This is a genomic window from Streptomyces sp. NPDC047002 (assembly GCF_040704505.1).
Lineage (GTDB): Bacteria > Actinomycetota > Actinomycetes > Streptomycetales > Streptomycetaceae > Streptomyces.
The window spans coordinates 19,741-41,883 of sequence record NZ_JBEYWC010000031.1; the positions used below are offsets into that span (position 1 = coordinate 19,741).

General features: G+C 74.0%; 19 protein-coding genes and 1 riboswitch. Of the genes, 11 read left to right on the forward strand and 8 right to left on the reverse strand.

The window, feature by feature from the left end:
- The first annotated feature begins 225 nt into the window (after positions 1-225).
- The 3 genes from AB0910_RS24640 (at position 226) to AB0910_RS24650 (ending at position 2,434) form a co-directional block, all read left to right on the forward strand.
- Positions 226-1,692: a DEAD/DEAH box helicase gene (locus AB0910_RS24640; protein ID WP_366746808.1), complete on the forward strand. Its 1,467-nt coding sequence runs from the start codon at positions 226-228 to the stop codon at positions 1,690-1,692.
- An 81-nt stretch (positions 1,693-1,773) separates the two neighbouring features.
- Positions 1,774-2,211 carry a hypothetical protein gene (locus AB0910_RS24645; RefSeq protein ID WP_366746859.1) on the forward strand — a complete coding sequence of 146 codons (438 nt, stop codon included), beginning with the start codon at positions 1,774-1,776 and terminating at the stop codon, positions 2,209-2,211.
- The gene (locus AB0910_RS24650; protein ID WP_366746809.1) at positions 2,117-2,434 is read left to right on the forward strand and encodes an SCO5918 family protein; all 318 of its coding nucleotides are present in this window, start codon (positions 2,117-2,119) and stop codon (positions 2,432-2,434) included. The genes AB0910_RS24645 and AB0910_RS24650 overlap by 95 nt, the downstream gene beginning before the upstream one ends.
- A gap of 79 nt (positions 2,435-2,513) precedes the next feature.
- Here the strand turns inward: AB0910_RS24650 and AB0910_RS24655 are convergent, their stop codons facing one another.
- Positions 2,514-2,873 (reverse strand): hypothetical protein, encoded by a 360-nt coding sequence (locus AB0910_RS24655; RefSeq protein WP_366746810.1) that lies wholly within the window; start codon positions 2,871-2,873, stop codon positions 2,514-2,516.
- Positions 2,874-2,983: 110 nt separating this feature from the next.
- Here AB0910_RS24655 and AB0910_RS24660 point away from each other — a divergent pair, with 110 nt between their 5' ends.
- Entirely contained in the window at positions 2,984-3,352 is a 369-nt protein-coding gene (locus tag AB0910_RS24660) for a TraR/DksA C4-type zinc finger protein (RefSeq protein ID WP_366746811.1), read from the forward strand.
- 437 nt (positions 3,353-3,789) lie between these two features.
- Here the strand turns inward: AB0910_RS24660 and ykgO are convergent, their stop codons facing one another.
- Positions 3,790-3,912 (reverse strand): type B 50S ribosomal protein L36, encoded by a 123-nt coding sequence (gene ykgO / locus AB0910_RS24665; RefSeq protein ID WP_345643517.1) that lies wholly within the window; start codon positions 3,910-3,912, stop codon positions 3,790-3,792.
- 217 nt (positions 3,913-4,129) lie between these two features.
- Here ykgO and aroQ point away from each other — a divergent pair, with 217 nt between their 5' ends.
- Positions 4,130-4,747 carry a gamma subclass chorismate mutase AroQ gene (aroQ, locus tag AB0910_RS24670; RefSeq protein WP_366746812.1) on the forward strand — a complete coding sequence of 206 codons (618 nt, stop codon included), beginning with the start codon at positions 4,130-4,132 and terminating at the stop codon, positions 4,745-4,747.
- 462 nt (positions 4,748-5,209) lie between these two features.
- Positions 5,210-5,464 (forward strand): hypothetical protein, encoded by a 255-nt coding sequence (locus AB0910_RS24675; protein WP_366746813.1) that lies wholly within the window; start codon positions 5,210-5,212, stop codon positions 5,462-5,464.
- A 16-nt stretch (positions 5,465-5,480) separates the two neighbouring features.
- Here the strand turns inward: AB0910_RS24675 and AB0910_RS24680 are convergent, their stop codons facing one another.
- Entirely contained in the window at positions 5,481-5,903 is a 423-nt protein-coding gene (locus AB0910_RS24680) for a metalloregulator ArsR/SmtB family transcription factor (RefSeq protein ID WP_366746814.1), read from the reverse strand.
- 158 nt (positions 5,904-6,061) lie between these two features.
- A riboswitch (cobalamin riboswitch) is annotated at positions 6,062-6,292 on the forward strand.
- 19 nt (positions 6,293-6,311) lie between these two features.
- On the opposite strand from AB0910_RS24680, the gene AB0910_RS24685 reads away from it, so the two are divergent.
- Positions 6,312-7,496 carry a HoxN/HupN/NixA family nickel/cobalt transporter gene (locus tag AB0910_RS24685; RefSeq protein WP_366746815.1) on the forward strand — a complete coding sequence of 395 codons (1,185 nt, stop codon included), beginning with the start codon at positions 6,312-6,314 and terminating at the stop codon, positions 7,494-7,496.
- A 51-nt stretch (positions 7,497-7,547) separates the two neighbouring features.
- Here AB0910_RS24685 and AB0910_RS24690 read toward each other — a convergent pair whose 3' ends face one another.
- The 3 genes from AB0910_RS24690 to AB0910_RS24700 form a co-directional block, all read right to left on the reverse strand.
- Positions 7,548-8,147, reverse strand: coding sequence for a hypothetical protein (locus AB0910_RS24690; RefSeq protein ID WP_366746816.1), 600 nt, complete (start codon positions 8,145-8,147; stop codon positions 7,548-7,550).
- Positions 8,148-8,476: 329 nt separating this feature from the next.
- Positions 8,477-10,183, reverse strand: a complete 1,707-nt coding sequence (locus AB0910_RS24695) for an MFS transporter (protein ID WP_366746860.1) — start codon at positions 10,181-10,183, stop codon at positions 8,477-8,479.
- A gap of 365 nt (positions 10,184-10,548) precedes the next feature.
- A complete protein-coding gene (locus AB0910_RS24700; RefSeq protein ID WP_366746817.1) occupies positions 10,549-13,353 on the reverse strand; it encodes a serine hydrolase in 2,805 nt (934 codons plus the stop codon).
- 210 nt (positions 13,354-13,563) lie between these two features.
- On the opposite strand from AB0910_RS24700, the gene AB0910_RS24705 reads away from it, so the two are divergent.
- The 4 genes from AB0910_RS24705 (at position 13,564) to AB0910_RS24720 (ending at position 18,049) form a co-directional block, all read left to right on the forward strand.
- Complete coding sequence (locus AB0910_RS24705; protein ID WP_366746818.1) at positions 13,564-14,313, forward strand: GPP34 family phosphoprotein; 750 nt, start codon at positions 13,564-13,566, stop codon at positions 14,311-14,313.
- A gap of 433 nt (positions 14,314-14,746) precedes the next feature.
- Positions 14,747-15,607 (forward strand): helix-turn-helix transcriptional regulator, encoded by an 861-nt coding sequence (locus AB0910_RS24710; protein WP_366746819.1) that lies wholly within the window; start codon positions 14,747-14,749, stop codon positions 15,605-15,607.
- Positions 15,608-15,815: 208 nt separating this feature from the next.
- Positions 15,816-16,016: a DUF397 domain-containing protein gene (locus AB0910_RS24715; protein ID WP_366746821.1), complete on the forward strand. Its 201-nt coding sequence runs from the start codon at positions 15,816-15,818 to the stop codon at positions 16,014-16,016.
- Positions 16,017-16,456: 440 nt separating this feature from the next.
- Positions 16,457-18,049: a sodium:solute symporter family protein gene (locus AB0910_RS24720; RefSeq protein WP_366746822.1), complete on the forward strand. Its 1,593-nt coding sequence runs from the start codon at positions 16,457-16,459 to the stop codon at positions 18,047-18,049.
- 158 nt (positions 18,050-18,207) lie between these two features.
- Here the strand turns inward: AB0910_RS24720 and AB0910_RS24725 are convergent, their stop codons facing one another.
- Positions 18,208-19,302 carry an ADP-ribosylglycohydrolase family protein gene (locus AB0910_RS24725; protein WP_366746823.1) on the reverse strand — a complete coding sequence of 365 codons (1,095 nt, stop codon included), beginning with the start codon at positions 19,300-19,302 and terminating at the stop codon, positions 18,208-18,210.
- 88 nt (positions 19,303-19,390) lie between these two features.
- Positions 19,391-21,994 (reverse strand): bifunctional FO biosynthesis protein CofGH, encoded by a 2,604-nt coding sequence (locus AB0910_RS24730; protein ID WP_366746824.1) that lies wholly within the window; start codon positions 21,992-21,994, stop codon positions 19,391-19,393.
- Positions 21,995-22,143 lie beyond the last annotated feature (149 nt).

The window sequence follows — 22,143 nt, forward strand, 5'->3', positions numbered from 1 at the left end:
GACCCGGTCCTCTTCATCGGGACGCGGGGCGCTTCCGGGCCGTTCCACCGCTGCCGCCCGGAGCGGTGCATGCATATCGCGGCCGTCTTTCTCGACACAGGCGTCTGCACAGACTGTGCGCGGCGAGATTTTCTCCCGCGCCCCATTCGGCCCGTCCTTGAAATGATCCGCCCGGTCAACACCGCGGAAATCGAGTGACATGTGCCGCATCGAGGAAGGTTCTGCATGAACCACACCCGCGCGAACACCCCTTTCACACGCACCACCCGTGGCGGCAGCGGCAGAGGTGGTGCCGTGCCGGCGGGCAGCCGGTCCGGTGCGTCAGCCCGGGGCGAGTTCGCCGTCCCCGGGACGGCGACCCCCGCGCTTCCCGCCGTGGAGGGCTTCGCCGAACTCGACATGCCCGGGGAGCTTCTGGCCGCGCTCGGCTCGCAGGGCGTCACCGTTCCCTTCCCGATCCAGGCCGCGACACTGCCGAACTCCCTCGTCGGCCGGGACGTCCTGGGACGCGGACGCACAGGTTCCGGCAAGACACTCGCCTTCGGACTCGCGCTGCTGGCCCGCACGGCGGGGCGGCGTGCCGAGGCCGGGCAGCCGCTCGGGCTGGTCCTCGTACCGACGCGCGAGCTGGCGCAGCAGGTCAGTGAGGCGCTGGCCGCGTACGCCCGTGCCGTGGGGCTGCGGATGGCCACGGTCGTGGGCGGGATGTCGATCGGCAGGCAGGCCAGCAGGCTGCGCGGGGGCGCCGAGATCGTCGTCGCCACCCCCGGGCGCCTCAAGGACCTCGTCGACCGCGGCGACTGCCGGCTTGACCAGGTCGCCGTCACCGTACTCGACGAGGCCGACCAGATGGCCGACATGGGCTTCATGCCGCAGGTCACCGGCCTCCTCGACCAGGTCGGCCCCGGAGGGCAGTGCATGCTGTTCTCCGCCACCCTCGACCGCAACGTCGACCTGCTCGTACGCCGTTACCTCAGCGACCCCGTCGTGCACTCCGTCGACCCCGCGGCCGGCGCGGTCACGAAGATGGAGCACCACGTGCTCCACGTGCACGGTGCCGACAAGTACGCGGCCACCACCGAGATCGCCGCACGCGACGGACGCGTGATCATGTTCCTCGACACCAAGCACGCCGTCGACCGCCTCACCGAGCACCTGCTGCACAACGGGGTGCGAGCCGCCGCCCTGCACGGGGGCAAGTCGCAGCCGCAACGCACCCGTACGCTGGCGCAGTTCAAGACCGGGCACGTCAGCGTGCTGGTGGCGACCAACGTCGCGGCGCGCGGCATCCACGTCGACGACCTCGATCTCGTCGTCAACGTCGACCCGCCGACCGACCACAAGGACTACCTGCACCGCGGGGGCCGCACGGCGCGCGCCGGCAAGTCCGGCAGCGTCGTCACCCTGGTCACGCCGAATCAGCGCCGCGCCATGACCCGTGTCATGGCGGCGGCCGGCATCGTCCCGCGGACCACCCGGGTCCGCTCCGGCGAAGAGATCCTGCACAGCATCACGGGCGCCCAGGCCCCCTCCGGTGTCCCGGTCGTCATCGCCGCACCGGCGGCCGCACCCGCCAGGAAGCGCGGCGGCGCATCGCGCGGCCGCCGCCGCCCCGCTTCGGGCCCCCTACGAGCGCCCGGGCGGCAGTCCGTTTCCGACGGGCGGCAGTCCGCTTCCGACACGGCCGCCTAGAGCCCGCGGCGCGATCAGCGACCCGCACACGTCCGTGCGGGTCGATCCCTCGCACCAGGAGGCACCTTGACGCCCGACCTGATGTACCACCGCTCGCCGAGCGGGCCTCCCGTGGACGGGACGGCGACCGATGCCATGGACTCGGCGGGACCGCGGGTCTGGGCCGCCATGACCGTCGAGGTGGCGCTGTCCGTCATGGCCGCAGCCCGTACGGGGCAGCTGGCCGTCTGCGACGAGGACGGCCAGTGCACCGTCCTCGTCACCCTGGCCCGGCTCACCTCCGTCCGCGACAGCGCCGGATACACGGACAGGACCCGCCTGGGCGACATCGTCCGGGGCGCAGGAATGCCAGGGGCGCCCTCGTCCCCTGCCGCTGCACGACCCGTCCGAACAGCCCCCTCTTCCCCTCCCCCTGTGAGGCATCATGCGCTGTGTCATCGCCCGTTTCCCGTTCGACCTGACCAGGAGCGGCGTGCTGGAGTCGATGAAGGACGTCAGGCCCGAGCCGGCCGCCGGTGAGGGCGGGACGGTCGTCGTCGGAAGACGCCGCTACCCGGCCAAGCAGGTCGGCCAGGTCATCACCGGCCAGGACCGACGTGATTTCAGCGCGGGCGAGGTCCTGAGGGCCATGGCCCGTCTCGGCTTCACCTGCCACGCCCCGGCCGTGGGCGCGACCGCGCCCACGGCCGACCCGTACCGGCAGGCTTCCGCGCTGCTCGGCGCGCCGCTGCTGCCCTTCTGAGTCACGGCTCGGGCACGAGCCCGGAGCGACGAGGGCCCGGCCGGGGGACACCGGCCGGGCCCTTGTTTGTAGGTGGGGGTCAGTGGTCGGAGTAGCTGAAGTCGCCTACCGTCCAGGCGGTGACGTCCTCGATCGCGACGCGGTACATGCCGCCCGTTTCCGGGATGCCTACGGTGCCCTGGAGGATTCGGGCCACGTGGAAGTGGAGGTGGGTGGGCGGGCCCTCGGTCTTCGTGGGGTTCTCGAAGACGGCGGAGAACTCGGCCAGGCGGGCCGAGTCCGTCAGTACCTCCGAGACCCGCTGCCGCCACACGGCTTCCGGGGCCAGGCGGCCGGTGATGACGGCGCCCGCCGTGACCACCGTCAGGGACATCTGGTTGCTCTGCCCGGACTCCACGAGGGCGGCGATGTCAACGATCAACTCGTCAGCTTTCGACATGGCAGCGGATTCTATGCGCCGGGCCCCCCGGGCCGGACCGTGGCCTCGTCGGCGGCGGGGCCGCTGGGCTGCGGAGGAATGCGGGGCGCAGGGGTGGAGTTGGGCAGGGTATGGGTGGATTTTTGAGTGCTGCGGCGGAGAGGGCTGCGCGGGAGCGGTTGATCGAGGAGCGGGAGGAGGTGCGGGGGCTCGTAGGGGCGCTGGTACGGGAGTTCGAGGGGATCGTGGCGGCCAACGCGCTGGTGGCGGTGGACGACGAGCACGATCCCGAGGGGTCGAGCACCGCGTTCGAACGGGCCCATGTCGCGGCCCTGCTGGCGCGGGAGCGCGAGCATGCGGCAGAGGTGGAGCGGGCGCTGGGGCGGTTGGAGCGCGGGGAGTACGGGCGGTGCCTGGGGTGCGGCGGCGCGATTCCTCAGGAGCGGCTCGCGGTACGGCCGGCCGCCGAGAGGTGCGTGGGGTGCGCCGCGGCGCGGTAGGGGCCGCCCGGCCGGCCCCTACCGCGCCAGTCATCGGGAGCCGTCCGGCCGCGGTAGCCGCCGGCGGCTGTCCGACTGCTGCAGTCGTCGGGGCCGTCCGGCCGTTGCAGTCGTCGGGGGCCGTCCGGCTGCCGTAGCCGCCAGTGACCGTCTGGCTGTCGCAGCGGTCGGGGGCCCGTCCAGCCGTTCTAGCCGCCGCGGCCGACTGGCTGTCGTGGCCGCAAGGGCCGGCGTGGCCGCAGGGGTCGGTTGTTGTGGCGCGAGGGGCTGCTTCCTTCGCCGGGGGAGCTCGGCCCCGGCCGTCGTGGGGTCATGGGCGGTGCGCGCCCTGCACGCGCGTACGTCCCGGGGGCCCGACCGCCTTGGCGCCTCGGGCCGTACCGCTGGGGTCTCGGCCCCCGTACCGGGGAAAGGGGCGCCCCGGCGGCGGGACGGGGTCAGCCCTGGCGGGCCTTGAAGCGGGGGTCCTTCTTGTTGATCACGAAGACCCTGCCCCTGCGGCGCACGACCTGCGCCCCGGGCTTGGCCTTCAGGGACTTCAGGGAGTTTCTGACCTTCATGGCGGCCACCGCCTTTCGTTCCGGTTCCTTCGGGAGGGTCAACTATATGGGAGTGGTTTTCATTTCCGACCTGGGGAGGGGTGGTCGCTCGTTCCGGTGAGGTCGGGTGGAGGAGGGTTCGATCGGCGGGTTCGTGGAACATGCACGTGATCGCCGGGTAGCCGTCGGCTCGGTGATCCGGCAGTCGTCGCAGTACGGCAGTACGAAGGGGCCTCACATGGTGTATTCGCCTCCCTTGTTCCGGGGTTCCGGCCGCAGGTGGGTGCTGGGCGCCGTCACGGGCGTCGCCGCGGGGGCCGTCGTCGCCGCGGGGACCGCGGCCGCGGTCTCGCGGGGGCCCGCCGTGCCGTTCGGGCACCTCGGGCCCCTCGCCGAGCTTGCGGTGCGCCGGATCCGGCTCGGGGACCAGGTCGCCGCCGCGAAGCGGAGTACGGGGGCGCCGGTCGGCGATCCCGTACGGGAGCGGGAGGAGCTGGCCCGGGTGCGGCGGCAGGCGGCGGGGATCGGGCTCGATCCGGAGGTCGCTGCGCGGTTCTTCGAGGACCAGATCGAGGCGAGCAAGGTCGTGCAGCGCGGGCTGCTGGAACGGTGGCGGGACCATCCGGACGAGGTGCCCGCCGCGTGTCAGGACCTGGCGGCGGTCCGTGCGGAGCTTGACGCGCTCGGGCAGCGCCTGCTGTACGAGCTGGCGGCCACGGAACGGGTACGGGGTGCGGGCCCCGGGTGTGCGGTGGCGCTGTCGGGGGCGCGGACCGCGGGCGTGGCCGTGCACCGGCTGGACGCGCTGCACCGGGAGGCGCTGGGGATCGCGCTGCGGTCGGTCTGCGGAGCGTAGGGCCCGCCCCGGCTCGGGGCCCGCACCGGCCCCGGGCGGCATCGGGGCATCGGGGCATCGGGCAGGGGCCGCGGCTCAGGGGTGGGTTTCCGGGGTGAGGTCCTGGGCGACGTAGTCGAAGGAGACCCCCGCGAGCTGGGCGAGTTCCTCGCGGCGCAGGCCGGGGGCGCGGCGGGTGCCGGGGGTCAGGCCGGCGGGCAGCCCGGCGTCCGTGGGGGCGGTGCGGTCGCGCCAGTGCCGCAGGGCGCGCCCCAGGTCGCCGTGGTCGGTACGGCCCCCGGGGCCGCCCGCGCCGTGGTCGGTACGGCTTCCGAGACCGCTCGCGCCGCCGCTGCCCGGACCGCCGGGACCGCCGGGGGCGCCACGTGGACCACCCAGGCCGACAGGACCGCCGCCGGGACCGCCGGGACCGCCACCGGGACCGTCCGCACCGCCAGGGTCCCCACCGGGACCGTCCGCACCGTGGCCGCGGCCGCCCGGACCGCCGCTGAGGTCCCCGGAACCGCCGCCAGGGCCGCCAGGGCCGGGACCGCCCGGGTCGCCACCGCGGTCGCCGCCGGGACCACCCGGACCGCCACGGCCACCGACCTCAACGGCCACCGGGGCCTGCAGAGCGTCGCGGAGGGCGCCGCGCCCATCGTGGCGGCGGCCGTGGCGGGGCCGCGGGACGGCGGGCCCGCTACGTTCACCGGGGTCGGGGGCGTCGTCCCCTGGTGAGCGCCGGGCCGGGCGCTCAGTGCGCGGCGGCGCGCGCGTCCGCGTGCGGCGGACCCGCGGGCTCTGCGGGCTCGACAGGGCCCGTGGCCGCGCCGCGGGCGCGGTCGAGCAGCGCGCCGAGCTCCGCGTCCACGACGCGGTAGCGGACGATCCTGCCGTCCTTCTCCCCCGCCACGGCACCCGCGGAGCGCAGCAGGCGCAGCGCCTGGGAGACGGCGGGGTCCCGCATGCCGGTGGTGACGGCCAGGTCGGAGACGGCCATCGGGCCGACCGCGCGCAGCGCGAGCAGCAGGGCGAGGCGGCCGGGTTCGGCCAGCAGGGAGAAGCGGGCGGCCGCCGCCCGCACGGCGCCGGGGTCCCCGACCGCCGCGATGGCGTCGCAGACGAGGTGGCCGTCGATGATCCGGTGATCCGCGCGCTCGGGCGGTACGAGATGCATGCGGGCGATTCTCGCAGCAACGGACCTGCCACGCCGGGCCCGCGGGGCACCCGGGTCCGCCGGGCCCGCGCCACGCAGGATCGGGCAGCGCCCGCCGGGGTGGTGTGACAGTGAACACCTGCGTGGTTGCGCAATCTTGCGGGCGAGAGGGGCGCGCCGTACTGTGGCCGGGCCGTGGTGATCGGGAAGACCGGTGAGGACCCTCGGGTCCGAGGCCGGAGCGGCCCTCGCCACTGTGATCGGGGAGTTCACCGTCCGCGGGACCCAGGCCACTGGCCGCCGCGCGGCGACCGGGAAGGCCGGACGGTGGGCGCGCCCGCCCCGCACGGACGCCGTGCGCGGCGGCGGATCCGTCAGCCAGGAGACCGGCCACGGCATCTCACGAAGTGATCCACGAGGTGCTGGAGCGTGAACGTCTTGGGCGTGCCCCTGTCCACAGCCGCGTCGGAGGCCGAAGGGCGGGGCCCGTCGGCCTCGGGCCCGCGCGCGTCCGGCCCCTTCGCCTGGCGGCGGGAGGACACCGTACGCACGGCCGGCCTGCTCGCGGCGATCGCCGGGCTGCACGTCGTCGCGTTCGGCGTGCTGTTCCTGCTGGTCGTGCCGCACCACTACGAGGTGGGCTCGAAGGCGTTCGGCATCGGGCTCGGCGTCACCGCGTACACCCTCGGCATGCGGCACGCCTTCGACGCCGACCACATAGCGGCCATCGACAACACCACGCGCAAGCTGATGGCGGACGGGAAGCGGCCGGTGTCGGTCGGCTTCTGGTTCGCGCTCGGCCACTCCAGTGTGGTGGTGGCGATGGCGGCGCTCGTCGCGGGCGGCGCGCACCTCGCCGGGGTGCTGATGGACGACGACTCGGGCGCGCACAAGACGCTCGGCACGGTCGGCACGTCCGTCTCCGGCGGCTTCCTCTATCTGATCGCCGCGCTCAACCTGGTGGCGCTCGCGGGCATCCTGCGGGTGTTCGGGGCCATGCGGGACGGCCGGTTCGACGAGGCCGAGCTGGAGGCGCACCTCGACGCGCGGGGGTTCATGAACCGCATCCTGCGCCGCTTCACCGGCTCCATCACGAGGCCCGGCCAGATGTACCCGCTCGGCTTCCTCTTCGGGCTCGGCTTCGACACGGCGACCGAGGTCACGCTGATGGTGATGGCGGGCAGCGGGGCGGCGGCCGGGCTGCCCTGGTACGCGGTGCTGAGCCTGCCGCTGCTGTTCGCCGCGGGCATGAGCCTGTTCGACACGCTCGACGGCACGTTCATGAACTTCGCGTACCAGTGGGCGTTCGCGAACCCGGTGCGCAAGGTCTTCTACAACCTGGCGATCACCGGCCTGTCCATCGCGGTGGCGTTCCTCATCGGCACGATCGAGCTGGTCGGCGTCCTGCACGACAAGCTCGACCTGCGCGACGGCGTCACCGACTGGATCGCGGGGCTCGACCTGGGCAACGTCGGCTATGTGATCGTCGGCCTCTTCGTGGTCGTGTGGGCCGCCGCGCTCGCGTACTGGCGCCTCGCCCGGGTCGAACAGCGCTGGGCGGTACGTGCGGTGGGCCGGGAGCCGGGCGCGCAGGACGCGCCGCCGGGGGCGTGAGGCCCGGCGCGCGGCCTGCGCGCCGGGCGGGCGGTGTCAGGCGGGCGGTGCTCAGGCGGGCGGGGCGCAGAGCCTGCCGAGGCGGCCGAGCGCGGGGCGCAGCCGGGTGTCCAGGCTCCAGGTGGATCCCGCGAAGGCGTAGTACAGCGCGAGCGAGGCGAAGAGGTAGCCGACGGACGGGCCGAGGTCGGTCATGCCCTGCTTCCACGGGAGGTGGAAGCCCTCGGCTCCTGACCAGATGCCGAACGAGAAGACGGCGCTGCCGAGGAAGACGAGGTTGCTGAACGCGCCGAGCAGCAGCCCCAGCGCGATCAGGGACTCGATGACGGCGGTCACCAGGGCGAACGTGCCGGGCGACGAGGTGCCGACGGCGTGCCACAGCTGGAGCCACTGGTGGAAGACGGGGGTCCTGACCGTCTCCGCCTTGCCGAGTTCGTCGCCGAGGGTCTGGCCGTGAAGGAAGCCGGGCAGCCACTTGAAGACCGCGTCGACGGCCCACAGGACGCCGAACCCGATGCGGACGGCGGCAGCGGCGTGCAGCCGCCCGGTGGTGAGGGCCGCGCGGGGCGCGGGGAGCGCGGGGAGCCCGGCGGGGCGGGACGAGGGAGCGGCGAGGGCGCCGCCGCCGGTGGTCGGGGCCGGTGTGGTCACTGGAGGAGTCCGTTCCAGGGGGAGGGCGAGAGAGAGCAGGGGCCGCTGGCGCCAGGGCGAGATTAGGTTAGGCATGCCTAAGCTCTCCGCCCAAGGGGGTGCGGACGTGACGAAGAACGCGGGGTCCGCGTTGAGCGGGAACGGCCCCGCGTCCGTGGAACAACGCCCGCTTTTCGCCCCGCGGGCGGCCCCGGGGGGCGTGCGGCGCCCACGGGCCGCCCGGGAGCACCCGGAGCCGGCGCGCTCGTACGCCGTACGCGTCTGGGTCGGCGCGCCCGTACGCCCTACGAGCCGGGGCCGGTGTGACCGGCGGGCGGCTGCAATGCGGGTCAGCGCAGCTCCGGTGGGCAGCCCGTGCCGCGTGGGAGCTGGTAGGGGGCGGCGAGCCGGTACACGCCCGGCTTCGGCGCGAGCAGGATCGTCCACTCGTCGCCGTCGTCGTCCTTGTCCGCCTTCGTCAGGCAGCCCGCCCGGTTGACGTACTCCTTCGGCAGGTCGGCGTCGGCGCCGCCGCGCGCGGCGCGCGCCTTGGACGCGGGGGTCTCCTCGGGCGGCGGCAGGCTCTTGCCCCGGGCGTCGACGAGGCCGAGCCACGGCGAGTACGGGATCCTGATCAGCACGCGGCCCGGCTGCCGCACCCGGATCGTCAGCTCGCCCGCGCCCGCGCGGTCCACCGTGGCGGGCGGGTCGGCCATCGGCATCGGGTCCTTGACCGCGTACAGCTGCCAGTTGGCGTCGCCCCACAGCTTGTGCAGGTACGGCTCGCCGTGCCGGACGAGCGCCGCCTCGCGTGCCGCCCCCTCGTCGGGCCTGCCCTGCGGCAGGACGACGAAGTGCACGGCCCACCGGTCGAGCCAGCCGCGGTAGTTGTCCGCGGTCAGCGTGTCGTCGTAGAAGAGCGGGTTGCGGGCGATGTCCGCCTGCCGGTTCCAGCCGCGCGCGAGGTTCACGTACGGGGAGAGCGCGGACGCCTCGCGGTGGCTGCGGGCCGGCACGACCTCGACCCGGCCCTTGGCCGCGTCTGCCTTCTGCAACTGGTGCACGAGCGGTGCCAGTTCACGGGTCCACGAGGCGGTGGGGGCGGTGATCACCATGTCGTCGACGCCCTTGAAGCCCGTCCACACGTTGACGCCGGCGAACGCGAGGACCAGCGCGCACCAGCGCAGCGAGCCGAGCGCCGTGTACGGGATCGCGGCGAGCAGCACCACCGCGCCCACGACCATCGCGAGCCGCGAGACGTTGGAGCCGATCTGCGAGTCGACCGCCCAGGTGGCGACCGTGCCCAGCCCGTAGACGACGGCCGCGATCCGCACGGTGCGCCAGTCGCGCGGCACGAGCAGGAAGACGGCGGCGGCGAACAGGAAGGGCAGCGCGGCCGTGCCGACCGACATCGGCTGCGTGCCGGAGAACGGGAACAGCCAGATGGACAGCGCCTCGACGAGCAGCGGCGGCAGCCCCAGCGTGTACGCGCCCGGCCGCCGCCCGGAGCAGAACAGGGCGACGGCGACGATCCCGAGGAACAGTCCCGCGACCGGGCTCGCCGCCGTCGCGAGGCCCGCGAGCGGCGCGGCGACGGCCGCCTTCCACCACCGGTTCGTACGCCACCGGTGCGGCCAGCAGAACACGGCGGCGACCGCGCCGAGCGCGAACACCACGCCGAGCCCGAAGGTCACGCGCCCCGACATCGCGTTGCAGAAGAACGCGAACACGCCGGCCATGGAGCAGGCGACGGGGTTGCGCACGGCCTTGACGCGCACCAGCACGAGCGCGGTCAGCGCGGACGAGACGGTGCCCGCGACGATCATCGTCGAGCGCACGCCGAGCAGCGACATCAGGTACGGCGAGACGACGCTGTACGAGACCGGGTGCATGCCGCCGTACCAGGCGAGGTTGTACGCCGAGTCGGGGTGCCTGCCGACGAACTCGGCCCACGCGTCCTGCGCGGCGATGTCACCGCCGCTGTTCGCGAGGAAGAAGAACCAGACGAGGTGCGCGGCGAGCGCCACGCCCGCGGTCAGCAGGACGGGGTGGCGCAGGGCGAACGCGCGGAAGCCCGCGGCGGGCGCAGGCGAGGGCGAGGGCGAGGGCGCCCGCGGTGCGGGGACGGTGGCGGGCCCGGCCGCGGGTGTCGTCGGCAGCGCCGCCCGCGGCGGCTCGGCGGTGGTCACTGCGGCACTCCACGTCTCCCCTTGGTGGTCCGGCACATGGAAGGACGCCGTCGTCCCGCCGAACAGTTGCCGAACACTCCCCGCCCCCGCCTCGGGACGCTAGCACGCGGGCGCGCCGCGCCGTAGGGCACGCCGCACCCGGCGGCGGCCTACTCCGGGGGGAGGGGGCGCCGCCGGGTGCGGGTTTCGGAGGGCGCTCGGCCGGGAGTCCGCCGCGGCCCCTGCCGGGGGGCTCAGAAGTGGGTGAGCTTGGCGCCGAGCCCCGGTTCCGCCAGGTCGCGCTGGAGCGCCACCGGGATCTTCGTGGAGCTGAGGCCGTTGCCGACGGTCAGCGTGCCGACCCTGGTGCCCGCCTTCGCCTCGTGCGGGACGGGCGTGGAGCCGTTGTCGAGCGCCAGCTTCTCGGTGAGGCCGCCCCAGCCGACCGCCTTCGCGTCGGCGGTGGCGACCACCGGCACCGTGCCGCCCATCCCGTCGTCCACCTCGCCGACGACCTGGCCCTTGCGGACCACGGCGGCCCGCTTCAGCTCGCCCTCTGCGGCGAGCAGCGCGGTCTTGCTGACCTCGTTGACGGTGTCGATGATGGCGGGCTTGTGCTGGCCGAAGATCGCGCCGACGACCAGCTGGTCCTTGCCGTCGACGACCTTGTGCGCGGCGAACACGAGGTTGCCGCCCGCCGCGTTGGTCGTGCCGGTCTTCAGGCCGATCGCGCCGTTGTACGGGACGAGGGTGTTGTAGTTGCGCCAGGTGTGCCCCGACGGGTCGGTCCACTGCGGCAGGACCGTGATCGCGGTGAGCGCGGGGATGCCGACGAGCTTCTGGCCGAGCGCCACCTGGTCCTTGGCCGTGCTCACCGTGGACGACTTGAGGCCCGAGGGGTCCGTGTACGTGGTGTGGTCCATGCCGAGCGACTTCGCCTCGGCGTTCATCTTCTTGACGAAGGCCGCTTCCGAGCCCGCGTCCCAGCGGGCCAGCAGGCGGGCGACGTTGTTCGCCGAGGGGATCATCAGGGCGGACAGCGCGTCCTTGAGGCTGAGCTTGTCGCCCGCCTTGATCGTGTTGAGCGTCGACTCGCCCTCGCTGTCGAGCCCGCCCTCCTGCTCGGCCTGCTTGTCGACGGGGATCGACGGGCCCTTGGCGCCGGTCTTCAGCGGATGATCCTTGAGCACGAGGTACGCGGTCATCATCTTGGCCACGCTGCCGACCGGTACGGGGGTCTCCTTGCCGAACGAGTCCATCGTGCCGAGGCCGGGCGCCGCGAGGTAGCCCTGGCCCTCGGAGGGCCACGGCAGCTGCGGCTTCTTCCCCGCGAAGCTGTACGTGGCGGACGCGGTCAGCTTCAACGACGGCGCCGGCAGCGGGCGTACGGCCTGCACGACGACGTAGACGATCGCCAGCAGGACGACGAGCGGCGTCCAGATCTTGAACCGCCGCACGACCACGCGGACCGGCGTGTCCGGCGTGTTCGTCAGCTCGGCGAGCAGGTCGAGCGGGTCCTTCGGCGGTACGGGCTGCTGGGCGGTCCGCTCGGGGTCGATGACGGGGGTGATGGGCCCCCCGCTCGCGGCGCCCTCCGCGCCCGCAGCGTCATCGCGCTTGAGCGGTACGAACGTGCTGCCCTCGACGCCCCCGCGCTTGTTGAGCGCGGGCGCGTCGGGCAGCTTCAGCGCGGTCGTCGGCTGGTCCCGCTGCGCGGCCGCGCCCGGCACGGAGACCGCCCGGATCGCGGTGGTCGGCTGATCCACCCCGCGCCGCAGCGCGGTGGTCGCCCGATCCACCCCACCCTCAGCACCCGCCGCCCCGCCGGCCTTCCCCCCGGAGCCCTTCGGGCCGGGAGCCCCACCGCCGGAAGCCTCCTTCCCACCGGAGCCCTTCGGAGCGGGAGCCCCGCCACCGGAAGCCTTCGTGCCGGAGCCGCCGGAGCCCTTCGCGTCGGCGTCCCCGCCCTCGGGGGACGGGGCCTCCGAGGGCTTCGTGCCCGCAGTCCCGCCGCCCGCGGACGCGGCCCCCGTCGCCTTCGTGCCAGGGGCGCCCCCGCCGGAGGTCTTCGCGCCGGGAGCCTTGCGGCCCGGGGCCTTCGGGGCGGCGGCCTGCGCGCCGGAGGCCGAAGCAGCCGGGGCCTTCGGGGTGTCAGGCCCGCCGGCGGAAGGCTTGCCGCCCGGGGCCTGCGTGTCGGGTGTCTCGGCGCCGGGGGCGTCACCGCCGGAGGTCTTCGCGCCGGGAGCCTTGCGGCCCGGGGTCTTCGGGGCGGCGGCCTGCGCGCCGGAGGCCGAAGCAGCCGGAGCCTTCGCGGCGCCAGCCTCGCCGGCGGAAGGCTTGCCGCCCGGGGCCTGCGTGTCGGGTGTCTCGGCGCCGGGGGCGTCACCGCCGGAGCTCTTCGCGCCGGGAGCCTTGCGGCCCGGGGTCTTCGGGGCGGCGGCCTGCGCGCCGGAGGCCGAAGCAGCCGTGGCCTTCGGGGTGTCAGGCCCGCCGGCGGAAGGCTTGCCGCCCGGGGCCTCGGTGCCGGAGGCGTCGGCGCCCGGGGCCTTCGGGGCGGCGGTGGCCGCCTCGGGGGCCTCAGCGGCCGGGCCGTCCTCGTCGGAAGCCGGGGGCTTCGAGGCGGCGGCGGGCGCGGCCTCCTCCGCCTCGGGGGCCGTCGGCGCGCGGCCCGCGTCGGCGCCGCCCGAGCGCGCGTCGGGGACCTTCGCGGTGCCCGCGCCGGTGTCTGCCGGGACCGCGCCAGCGGGCGCCGGGCCCGCGCCGGTGTCGGACGGCTCCGCGTCGGCGGGCGCCGGGGCCGGGCGGGCGGCGGGGCCGGGGTCCGCCACCGTGGTGCCGGCGGCGCGCGCCCCCTTGGCGTTGGCGCCCGCGGCGGCCGTCGCGTCGGCCGCCCCGGGGGCGGCGGTTATGGCCGCTTCGGCGTCGGACTCGGCCTCGGTGTTCGCTTCCGCAACGTTCGCAGCGCCCTCCGGGCCGCTCGCGCCCGCCTCGCGTTCGTCCGGGCCCGTCTCCCCCGACGCCTTGTGCTGTTCCGACTTGCCGGGGGACTCGCCCGCCACCGTGTCTCCTTCGTATCGCTCCGCCGTACGGCGCCTACCCGCACCGGACCGCGCTGTCAGGACCGTCTCCCAGTTTCCCGTTCGGGACCTGCGCCCGTGTCCTAGACGAGAACGACATACATAACGGTTCCCGCACAAAGCACCCAGGCGCTCTCGACAGACCAATGTGAGAGGGGTCACCCTGTCATTCATCCACGCGGGGAGGCATGGATGGGCAGGAGCCGCAGAACAATTCCGGAGGAGCTTCTGCTGCTCGCTCTGGACCCGACCACGGGTACCACAGCGCAGCCGCAGTCGCTCGACCTCGGCCTGGCCGGAGCACAGCTAGTAGAGCTGGCGATGGCAGGACGGATAGCCCCTGACGGGGATCGTATCGCCGTGGTGATGCCACGGCCGACCGGAGATCCGACGCTGGACTCCGCACTGGAGCTGCTGCGCAGACGCGGCAGCCCGGTCCGGGCCGTGCACTGGATCGGCGGGCCCCGCCTGGGGCTGCGCCAGACGTATCTCACGCACCTGGAGCGGTGCGGCATGGTGCATGCCGTGGCGGGCCAGATGTGCGGGGTGCTGCCGACGACGCGCTACCAAGCGACGGACACGGCGGTCAGCCGGGAGATCAGGGCCCGGCTCGACAGTGCGATCCGCACCGGCGTACCGCCGGACCCGCGGACCGCGGCGCTCGCCGCGCTGGCCCACGCGGTCGGTCTCGGCAAGCACCTGTACCCGGGGAACGAAGGGCGCTCATCGCGCTCCAGGCTCCGGGACCTGATCAGGCACGACCCCATGGGCGGTCTCGTCGCGCACGCCGTGATGGACGTGCAGAACGGCGTCGCGGCCCCGCCGCGCCGCGCGCCCGCCCAGGGGGCGGCCGCCACCGGCCAGAGCGCGGGCGGGCGTCCCGGAGGCGTCCCGATGCAGCCGAGCCGGAGCGGGGGCATGGCCCGCGTGCCGGCGCACTAGGGAGTGTCCGGTGCCGTGCGGGTCGCGCGCGGCACCGGAGGCGCGCCGCCGCCCGTACGGAGCCCGTGGCGCCCGCTGAGGCGCCCGTACGGGCATCCCGGCGGGCGGCCGCAGGGCCGCGGCCCAACGAACGGCGGGCGCGGGCGCCCTCGCGGGCCCGCGCCGCACGCACCGCACGCCGTACCGACGCCCGGAGCCGGTCCGGGAGCCGCAACCCCGCGCGCGGGGCAGTCCGATCGCCGGACTGCCCCGCGCGCGCGTGCGCACGGACCGGGCGCCCGCGCGGGCCTGTCTCGCCGTTTCCCAGCGCGACCGGGCCGATCGATGGCAATCTGCTGAGCAGTAGATACGTACAGCTACCGCCGCACGGCCGGCCGCTCGCCGCGGCCGCAGGGCGGCGTGCCGACCCCCTTCCACCGGAGGTGCAGTCCCCGTGGCGTCCAACGTCAACCCCACTGTCAGGCGACGCCGATTGGGCCAGGAGCTGCGCAGGCTCCGCGAGCAGCGGGGCATGACGGCCGAAGAGGTCGCGGAGCGCCTGCTCGTCTCCCAGTCGAAGATCAGCCGGCTGGAGAACGGACGCAGGTCGATCAGCCAGCGCGATGTGCGCGACCTGTGCGGGGTGTACGAGGTCGACGACCGCCGCATTGTCGATTCGCTGATGCAGATGGCGAAGGATTCGCGCCAGCAAGGATGGTGGCACGCCTTCGGCGACATCCCGTACAGCGTCTACATCGGCCTGGAGACCGACGCGGCGTCGCTGCGGGTGTACGAGCCCCAGGTGGTGCCGGGGCTGCTCCAGACGCGGGACTACGCGGAGGCGCTCGTCACGGGCGCCCTGCCCGAGTACAGCAAGGCCGACGTGGACAAGCGCGTGGGCGTGCGGATGCGGCGGCAGGACCGCATCAAGGACGGCGAGTCGCCGCTGCGGCTGTGGGCCGTGGTCGACGAGGCGGCGCTGCGCCGGGTCGTGGGCGGCAAGCAGCTCATGCGGGAGCAGCTGGAGCACCTGATCGAGCAATCGCACCTGCCCCATGTGACCGTGCAGGTACTGCCGTTCGAGATGGGCGCGCACCCGGGCATCAGCGGGCACTACGCGATCCTGGAGTTCCCCGACGCCTCGGACTCCAGCGTCGTCTACATCGAGGGTGTCACGAGCGACCTGTACCTGGAGAAGGCCAACGACGTCCAGCGGTACAGCGTGATGTACGAGCACCTGCGCGCGCAGGCCCTCAACGTCGAGCAGACGCGGGACTTCATCTCCGCGATCGCGAAGGACTACACCGCCAAGTAGCACCTCTCAGAAGGGTGTTGATCTTGGGCGTTGTTCGGGGTGCGGGGAGAGTACACCGAGGAGGGCGATGATCAGACCATCCCCCTGGAATATGCCACCCAAACGAGTGAACGGCCGTCCCGTCCACGAGGCCGGGCGAGTAGCGTCGATCGCGCCAGCAGAAAGTTGGCGTGTTTTCACACCACTTGCCGAACCGGAGTGAAGAAGCATGGCAATCCTTCAGGGCGCCACGGAGACGTGGACCAAGTCGTCCTACTCGGGCGGGAACGGTGCGTGCGTCGAGGTCAGGTCCCCCGAGGTCCTGACGGTCGACGTCCGTGACTCGAAGGCTCCCCAGGGCCCCTCGATCGCCTTCTCCCCCACCTCGTGGACGTCGTTCGTCACCGAGGTGCACGGCGGCGGGTTCTGACCCGCCCGACCCACCGCAGTTCTCGGAGCCCTCTCGACCGGTCCGCCGTCCTGGCCGAGGGGGCTCGGCCGTGCCCGGGGCAGGGCCGCCTGTTCCCCCTTCCGCGGCCGCCGCGGGACCCGCATCCCGCGCCCGGCCGTCCTCGTTCGCACGCGACGGCCGGCATACGGCGTCACATGGCATGAGCCCGACAGAGAGCTCACCCATGGTGTGGCGGCGCTCACGAGCACGACAACTCTTTACCAAGTCAAGGGATAGTAAAATCGTTCGGTTAGCTGATCCGGGTTCACATCCCTGACCGGCATCACCCTTGACCAGCCCCCGGGCCTGACGGTTCAATCCCCCGGAGTCCCCCTTCCCGCAGGGGCGGCGGCCCCGCCCGCAGAGCAACCGGCAGAGAGCATCCGGACGTTCACAAGGCGGACCCCTGGAGGGGGCATATGAACAGCCTCGACTGGGTCGTGCTCATCGCGTATTTCGCCGTGATGATCGCGATCGGTGTGTGGTCGCACAAGCGCGTCGGCGACGTCGGCGACTTCTTCACCGCGGGCGGCCGGATGCCGTGGTGGCTCTCGGGCATCTCGCACCACATGTCCGGCTACAGCGCGGTGATGTTCACCGGCTACGCGGGCATCGCCTACACCTACGGCGTCACGTCCTTCTGGACGTGGTCCTTCCCGATCGCGGTGGGCGTGGCGATCGGCATCAAGCTGTTCGCGCCGCGGCTCAACCGGCTGCGGGCCCGGCTCCACGTGGCGTCGCCGCTGGAGTACCTCAAGGACCGCTACGACGTGAAGACGCAGCAACTCCTTGCCTGGTCGGGCCTGTTGCTGAAGATCGTCGACGTGGCGTCCAAGTGGGCCGCGATCGCCACCCTGTTGTCGGTGTTCACCGGGCTCTCGCTCACCCAGGGCATCATGATCACCGGCGCGATCACGGCGCTGTACTGCACGGTCGGCGGCCTGTGGGCGGACGCGCTGACCGAACTCGGCCAGTTCATCATCCAGTTCGTCGCGGGCATCGCGATGCTCGTCGCGGTGATGGCCAAGCTCGGCGGCTTCAGCACGCTGTGGACGGTGTGGGACAAGCTGCCCGCGGGCCACGGGAATCCGACCGCGGGCCCGTACACCGGGATCTTCCTGGTGGCGTTCCTGTTCATCAAGACCTTCGAGTACAACGGCGGCATGTGGAACCAGGCGCAGCGCTACATGGCGACGCGCACGCCCCGCGAGGCGAGCAGGTCGGCGACGCTGTCGGCCGCGCTGTGGCTGGTCTGGCCGCTGGTGCTGTTCTTCCCCATGTGGTGCGCGCCGCTGCTGGTGCACGCCGTGAAGCCGGACTCCTCCGACGCGTACGCGCTGCTGACCGAGCAGCTGATCCCGCACGGGCTGCTCGGCCTGATCGTCGTGGGCTTCTTCTCGCACACCATGGCGATGTGCTCGGGCGACGCGAACGCGATCTCCGCGGTCTTCACCCGCGACCTGGCGCCGGTGCTCTCCGCGTCGGCCCGCGCCTGGTCGAACCGGGCGGCCCTGATCGCGGCGCGGCTCTCGACGCTGGCGTTCCTCGCGCTGTCGATGGCGGTGGCCACGCAGGTCAACTCGCCCACGTTCAAGGACATCATCACCGTCGTGATCAAATGGGTCGCGGGTCTGATGGGCCCGATCGCCATCCCGTTCATGCTCGGCATGCTGCGCGCGTTCCGCCGCTCGGGGCCCTTCGCGGCCATCACCAGCTGGGCGGCGGGCCTGATCGCGTTCTGGCTGGTCAACTACCCGATCAACTGGGCGGTCGAGGGCGGCGTCGGCCTGGAGTACCAGGTGTCGGTGCCGTGCGCGATCTCGCTGGTGCTCTACATCTGCCTCGGCTTCCTGCGTCCGCAGGAGGCGCCGGGCCTCGACGCGCTGCTCACGAAGATCAACGAGGACGGCCCGGGGCCGGACGCGGCGGGCGCGGCCGCGGTGCCGCCGCAGCAGGCCGGGGGCAGGGCAGCGGGCGCCGACGTGACCTCGGGGCCCGACACCCGCGCCTGATCCCGGGGGCGCCCGGCGGGCCCCCCGGGCCCGCGCACCCGGCCCCGGCCCGCGCACCCGCGGCAGGGCCGCGGGTTCCGCGGGGGCCCCTGCGCCGCCGGTCCGCACGTGCCGCACGCCGCACCTCCCCGCGGCGTGCGGCACGTGCGGGCCGGGGCTCAGCCGACCGGGTAGCGCCGCAGCCACGCCTCCTCGCGGGTGCCGGGGCCGTGCAGGGCCTGGGCCTGGGTGAGTTCCATGGCGAAGTCGTCGGCCAGCTCCAACAGGGTCGCCCGGCCTTCGAGTTCGGCGAGCCACAACGGCGGCAGGGCCGTCTCGCCGTGCCAGGCGCCGAGCAGGGCGCCGCACAGCGGGGCCGCGGCCGCGGCCGTGGGGCCCGCGGCGGCCAGCGAGAGGCCGTGCCGTACGTCCTCGGCGACGAGCGCGCAGTAGACGGCGACGGCGAGCGCGTCCTCCGCGCCGCCGCTGCCGCCGAGCGCGGCCACCCGGTGCACGTCGGGCACCCCGGCGCGCACGCTCTCCAGGGCCTCTTCGAGCGCCCTGCCGACGGGCTCGGCGCCCTGCTGCCCCGCGAGCAGCCCGAGCGCGGCGCCGACGGCGGCCTCCAGCGGGGCGCGACGTGCGAGGCCGTGCACGATCACCGCGTACGCGGAGGCGGTCCCGCGCGCCGCCGGGTGGCCGTGCGTGTGCACCGCGCACTCGTCGGCGAGCAGGGAGACCAACTCCGGCTCCCAGCCCACGAGCAGGCCGAACGGCGCCGAGCGCAGGGCGGCGCCGGCGTCCCGGGCCCGCGGGTTCTTCGGGGTCACGGTGGTGCCCATCGCCTCGTCGCCGAGGCCGAGCAGCAGCGGGCGCGCCGGGTCGCGGCGCGCGTAGAGCCACTCTTCGAGCGCGAGCCACCCGTTGTCGGCGCGCCGCTCGTCGGGGCCCCAGTCGCGCTGCGTGGCGTACCAGCGGCGGTGCGCCCTGTGGACGTCGGTCGGCGGGTGCCAGTGGCCGCGCTCGCGGCGGATCTGCGCGCGGATCAGGCCGTCGACGGTGAACATCGTCAGCTGGGTCGCCCAGGTCACCGCGCCGCGCCTGCCGTACGCGGGCACGAGGTCGACCTCGGCGGGCAGCGAGCCGGGCTCGGGGGGCGCGCCCGGGCGCGGGGCGCCCGCGCCCAGCGCGTCGCCGATCGCGCCGCCGAGCAGGCAGCCGCGCACCCGGCTGCGGAAGTCCAGCTGCTCGGCCCGGCCCCACACCGCGCTCACCCGTCACTCCCCACGTCAGGCAGCCCTCGACCCGCGGGCCTTCCGGGCCCCGGCGGAGAAACCTACCGTCCCGGGGCCCGGCACGGCCTCACTCGGCGACCAGCGGCAGCAGTTGGGGAAGATGGCCGTCGGAAGCCGAGGCGGCCCGTACGCGCTCCTCGGGGACCTCGCCGTACAGGGTGGTGCGCGGCCGGGCGGGGCGGCCCGCGGCCTGCGCGATGGCCCGGAGGTCCTCGATGGACCGGTACGAGCCGTAACTCGACCCGGCCATCCGGGAGATGGTCTCCTCCATCAGCGTGCCGCCGAGGTCGTTGGCGCCGGAGCGCAGCATTTCGGCCGCGCCCTCGGTGCCGAGCTTCACCCAACTCGTCTGGATGTTGGGGATGTACGGGTGCAGCAGCAGGCGGGCCATCGCCGTCACCGCCCGGTTGTCGCGGTCGGTGGGCCCCGGGCGCGCGATGCCCGCGAGGTAGACGGGCGCGTTGGTGTGGATGAACGGCAGCGTCACGAACTCCGTGAAGCCGCCGGTCTCCTGCTGGATGCCGGCGAGGGTGCGCAGGTGGCCGAGCCAGTGGCGTGGCTGGTCGACGTGCCCGTACATCATCGTGGACGACGAGCGGATGCCGAGCTCGTGCGCGGTCCGCACGACCTCGATCCAGGTGGCGGTGGGCAGTTTGCCCTTGGTGAGGATCCAGCGGACCTCGTCGTCGAGGATCTCGGCGGCGGTGCCGGGGATCGAGCCGAGTCCGGCCTCCTTCGCCGCGGTCAGCCACTCGCGGATCGAAAGCCCCGTGCGGGTGGCGCCGTTGACGACCTCCATCGGCGAGAACGCGTGCACGTGCATGCCCGGCACGCGCTCCTTGACGGCCCGCGCGATGTCGAAGTAGGCGGTGCCCGGCAGGTCGGGGTGGATGCCGCCCTGCATGCAGACCTCCACCGCGCCCACGTCCCAGGCCTGTTCCGCACGGTCGGCGACCTGGGAGAGGGAGAGGGTGTACGCGTCGGCGTCGGTGCGGCGCTGCGCGAACGCGCAGAACCGGCAGCCGGTGTAGCAGACGTTGGTGAAGTTGATGTTGCGGGTGACGATGTACGTGACGTCGTCACCGACCACGTCCCTGCGCAGTTCGTCGGCGATGCGGGTCAGCGCGTCGAGCGCGGGGCCGTCCGCGTGGAAGAGGGCGAGGGCCTGCTCGTCGGTGAGCCTCGTCGGGTCGTCGGCCGCCTGGCCGAGCGCCTGGCGCACGTCGCCGTCGATACGCTCGGGCGCCATGCCGGGCGCCGCGGCCTCGCGCAGCGCCTCCCAGTCCCCGTACACCACGTCGAAGTCGTCGCGGCGGTCGCCGGTGCGGCCCTCGGTGTCGATGGTGCGGTGCAGGTCGGTCCTGCCGGTGGAGGTGAACACCTCGTCGGGCTCCTGCCAGGGCAGCCCCGCGGGGACCGCGCCCTCGCGGGCGAGGCCGGTCTCAGGGTCGGCGAGCGCGGTGACGTGCGGCAGCAGCCGCGGGTCGAGCCAGGGCTCGCCGCGCTGGATGAACTCCGGGTAGATCGTGAGGCGTTCCCGCAGCTGAAAGCCCGACTCCGCGGTCTTCGCGGCGAGTTCGTCGATGTGCGGCCAGGGCCGCTCCGGGTTGACGTGGTCGGGGGTGAGCGGCGAGACGCCGCCCCAGTCGTCGATGCCCGCGCGGATGAGCAGCGCGTACTCGGCGTCGACGAGGTTGGGCGGGGCCTGGATGCGGGCGGAAGGGCCGAGGATGTGCCGGGCGACGGCGATCGCGGCGGCCAGCTCCTCCAGTTCGGCGTCGGGCATGCCGCGCATCGCCGTGTCCGGCTTGGCGCGGAAGTTCTGCACGATGACTTCCTGGATGCCGTGGTAGGCACGCGCGGTGCGGCGCAGCTCGAAGAGGGCGTCGGCGCGCTCCTCGTACGACTCGCCGATGCCGATCAGGACGCCGGTGGTGAACGGCACGTTGGAGCGGCCCGCGTCCTCCAGGACGCGCAGCCGCACGGCGGGCTCCTTGTCGGGCGAGCCGTGATGCGGGCCGCCGGGCTCGGACCACAGGCGCGTCGCGGTGGTCTCCAGCATCATCCCCATCGAGGGGGCGACCGGCTTGAGGCGCTGGAGGTCGGTCCAGGACATGACGCCCGGGTTGAGGTGGGGCAGCAGCCCGGTCTCCTCCAGCACGCGGATCGCCATGGCGCGCACGTAGGCGAGGGTGTCGTCGTACCCCTCGGCCTCCAGCCACGCGCGCGCCTCCGGCCAGCGCTCCTCCGGCTTGTCGCCGAGCGTGAACAGCGCCTCCTTGCAGCCGAGCGCGGCGCCCTCGCGGGCGATCGCGAGGACCTCGTCGGGCGAGAGGAACATGCCGTGGCCTGCGCGGCGCAGCTTGCCTGGCACGGTGACGAAGGTGCAGTAGTGGCACTTGTCGCGGCACAGCCGCGTCAACGGGATGAAGACCTTGCGGGAGTACGTGATGATCCCGGCGCGCCCGGCGGCCGCGAGGCCGGCGTCCCTGACGCGGGCGGCGGAGGCGGCGAGGCCGGTCAGGTCGTCCCCCCTGGCCTGGAGCAGCACGGCGGCCTCGCCGACGTCGAGGGCGACGCCGTCACGGGCACGTTTCAGGGCGCGGCGCATGGAGTTGGCGGTGGGCCGCCCTGCGGCGGCCCCTGACCCCTCGGGCACGTGCGTAGTCATCCTTCGAGCATACGGAGCCCACGCCCCACCGCCAGAACAGGTGACGGGCCACACACCCCGAGGTCAGAGGCGGTGCTCGCGGCCGGGCCCGGGCCCGGGCCCGGCCGCGAGCGCGGCGGGGCGGGGCGGGAAGGCCGGCGGGGTCGTCG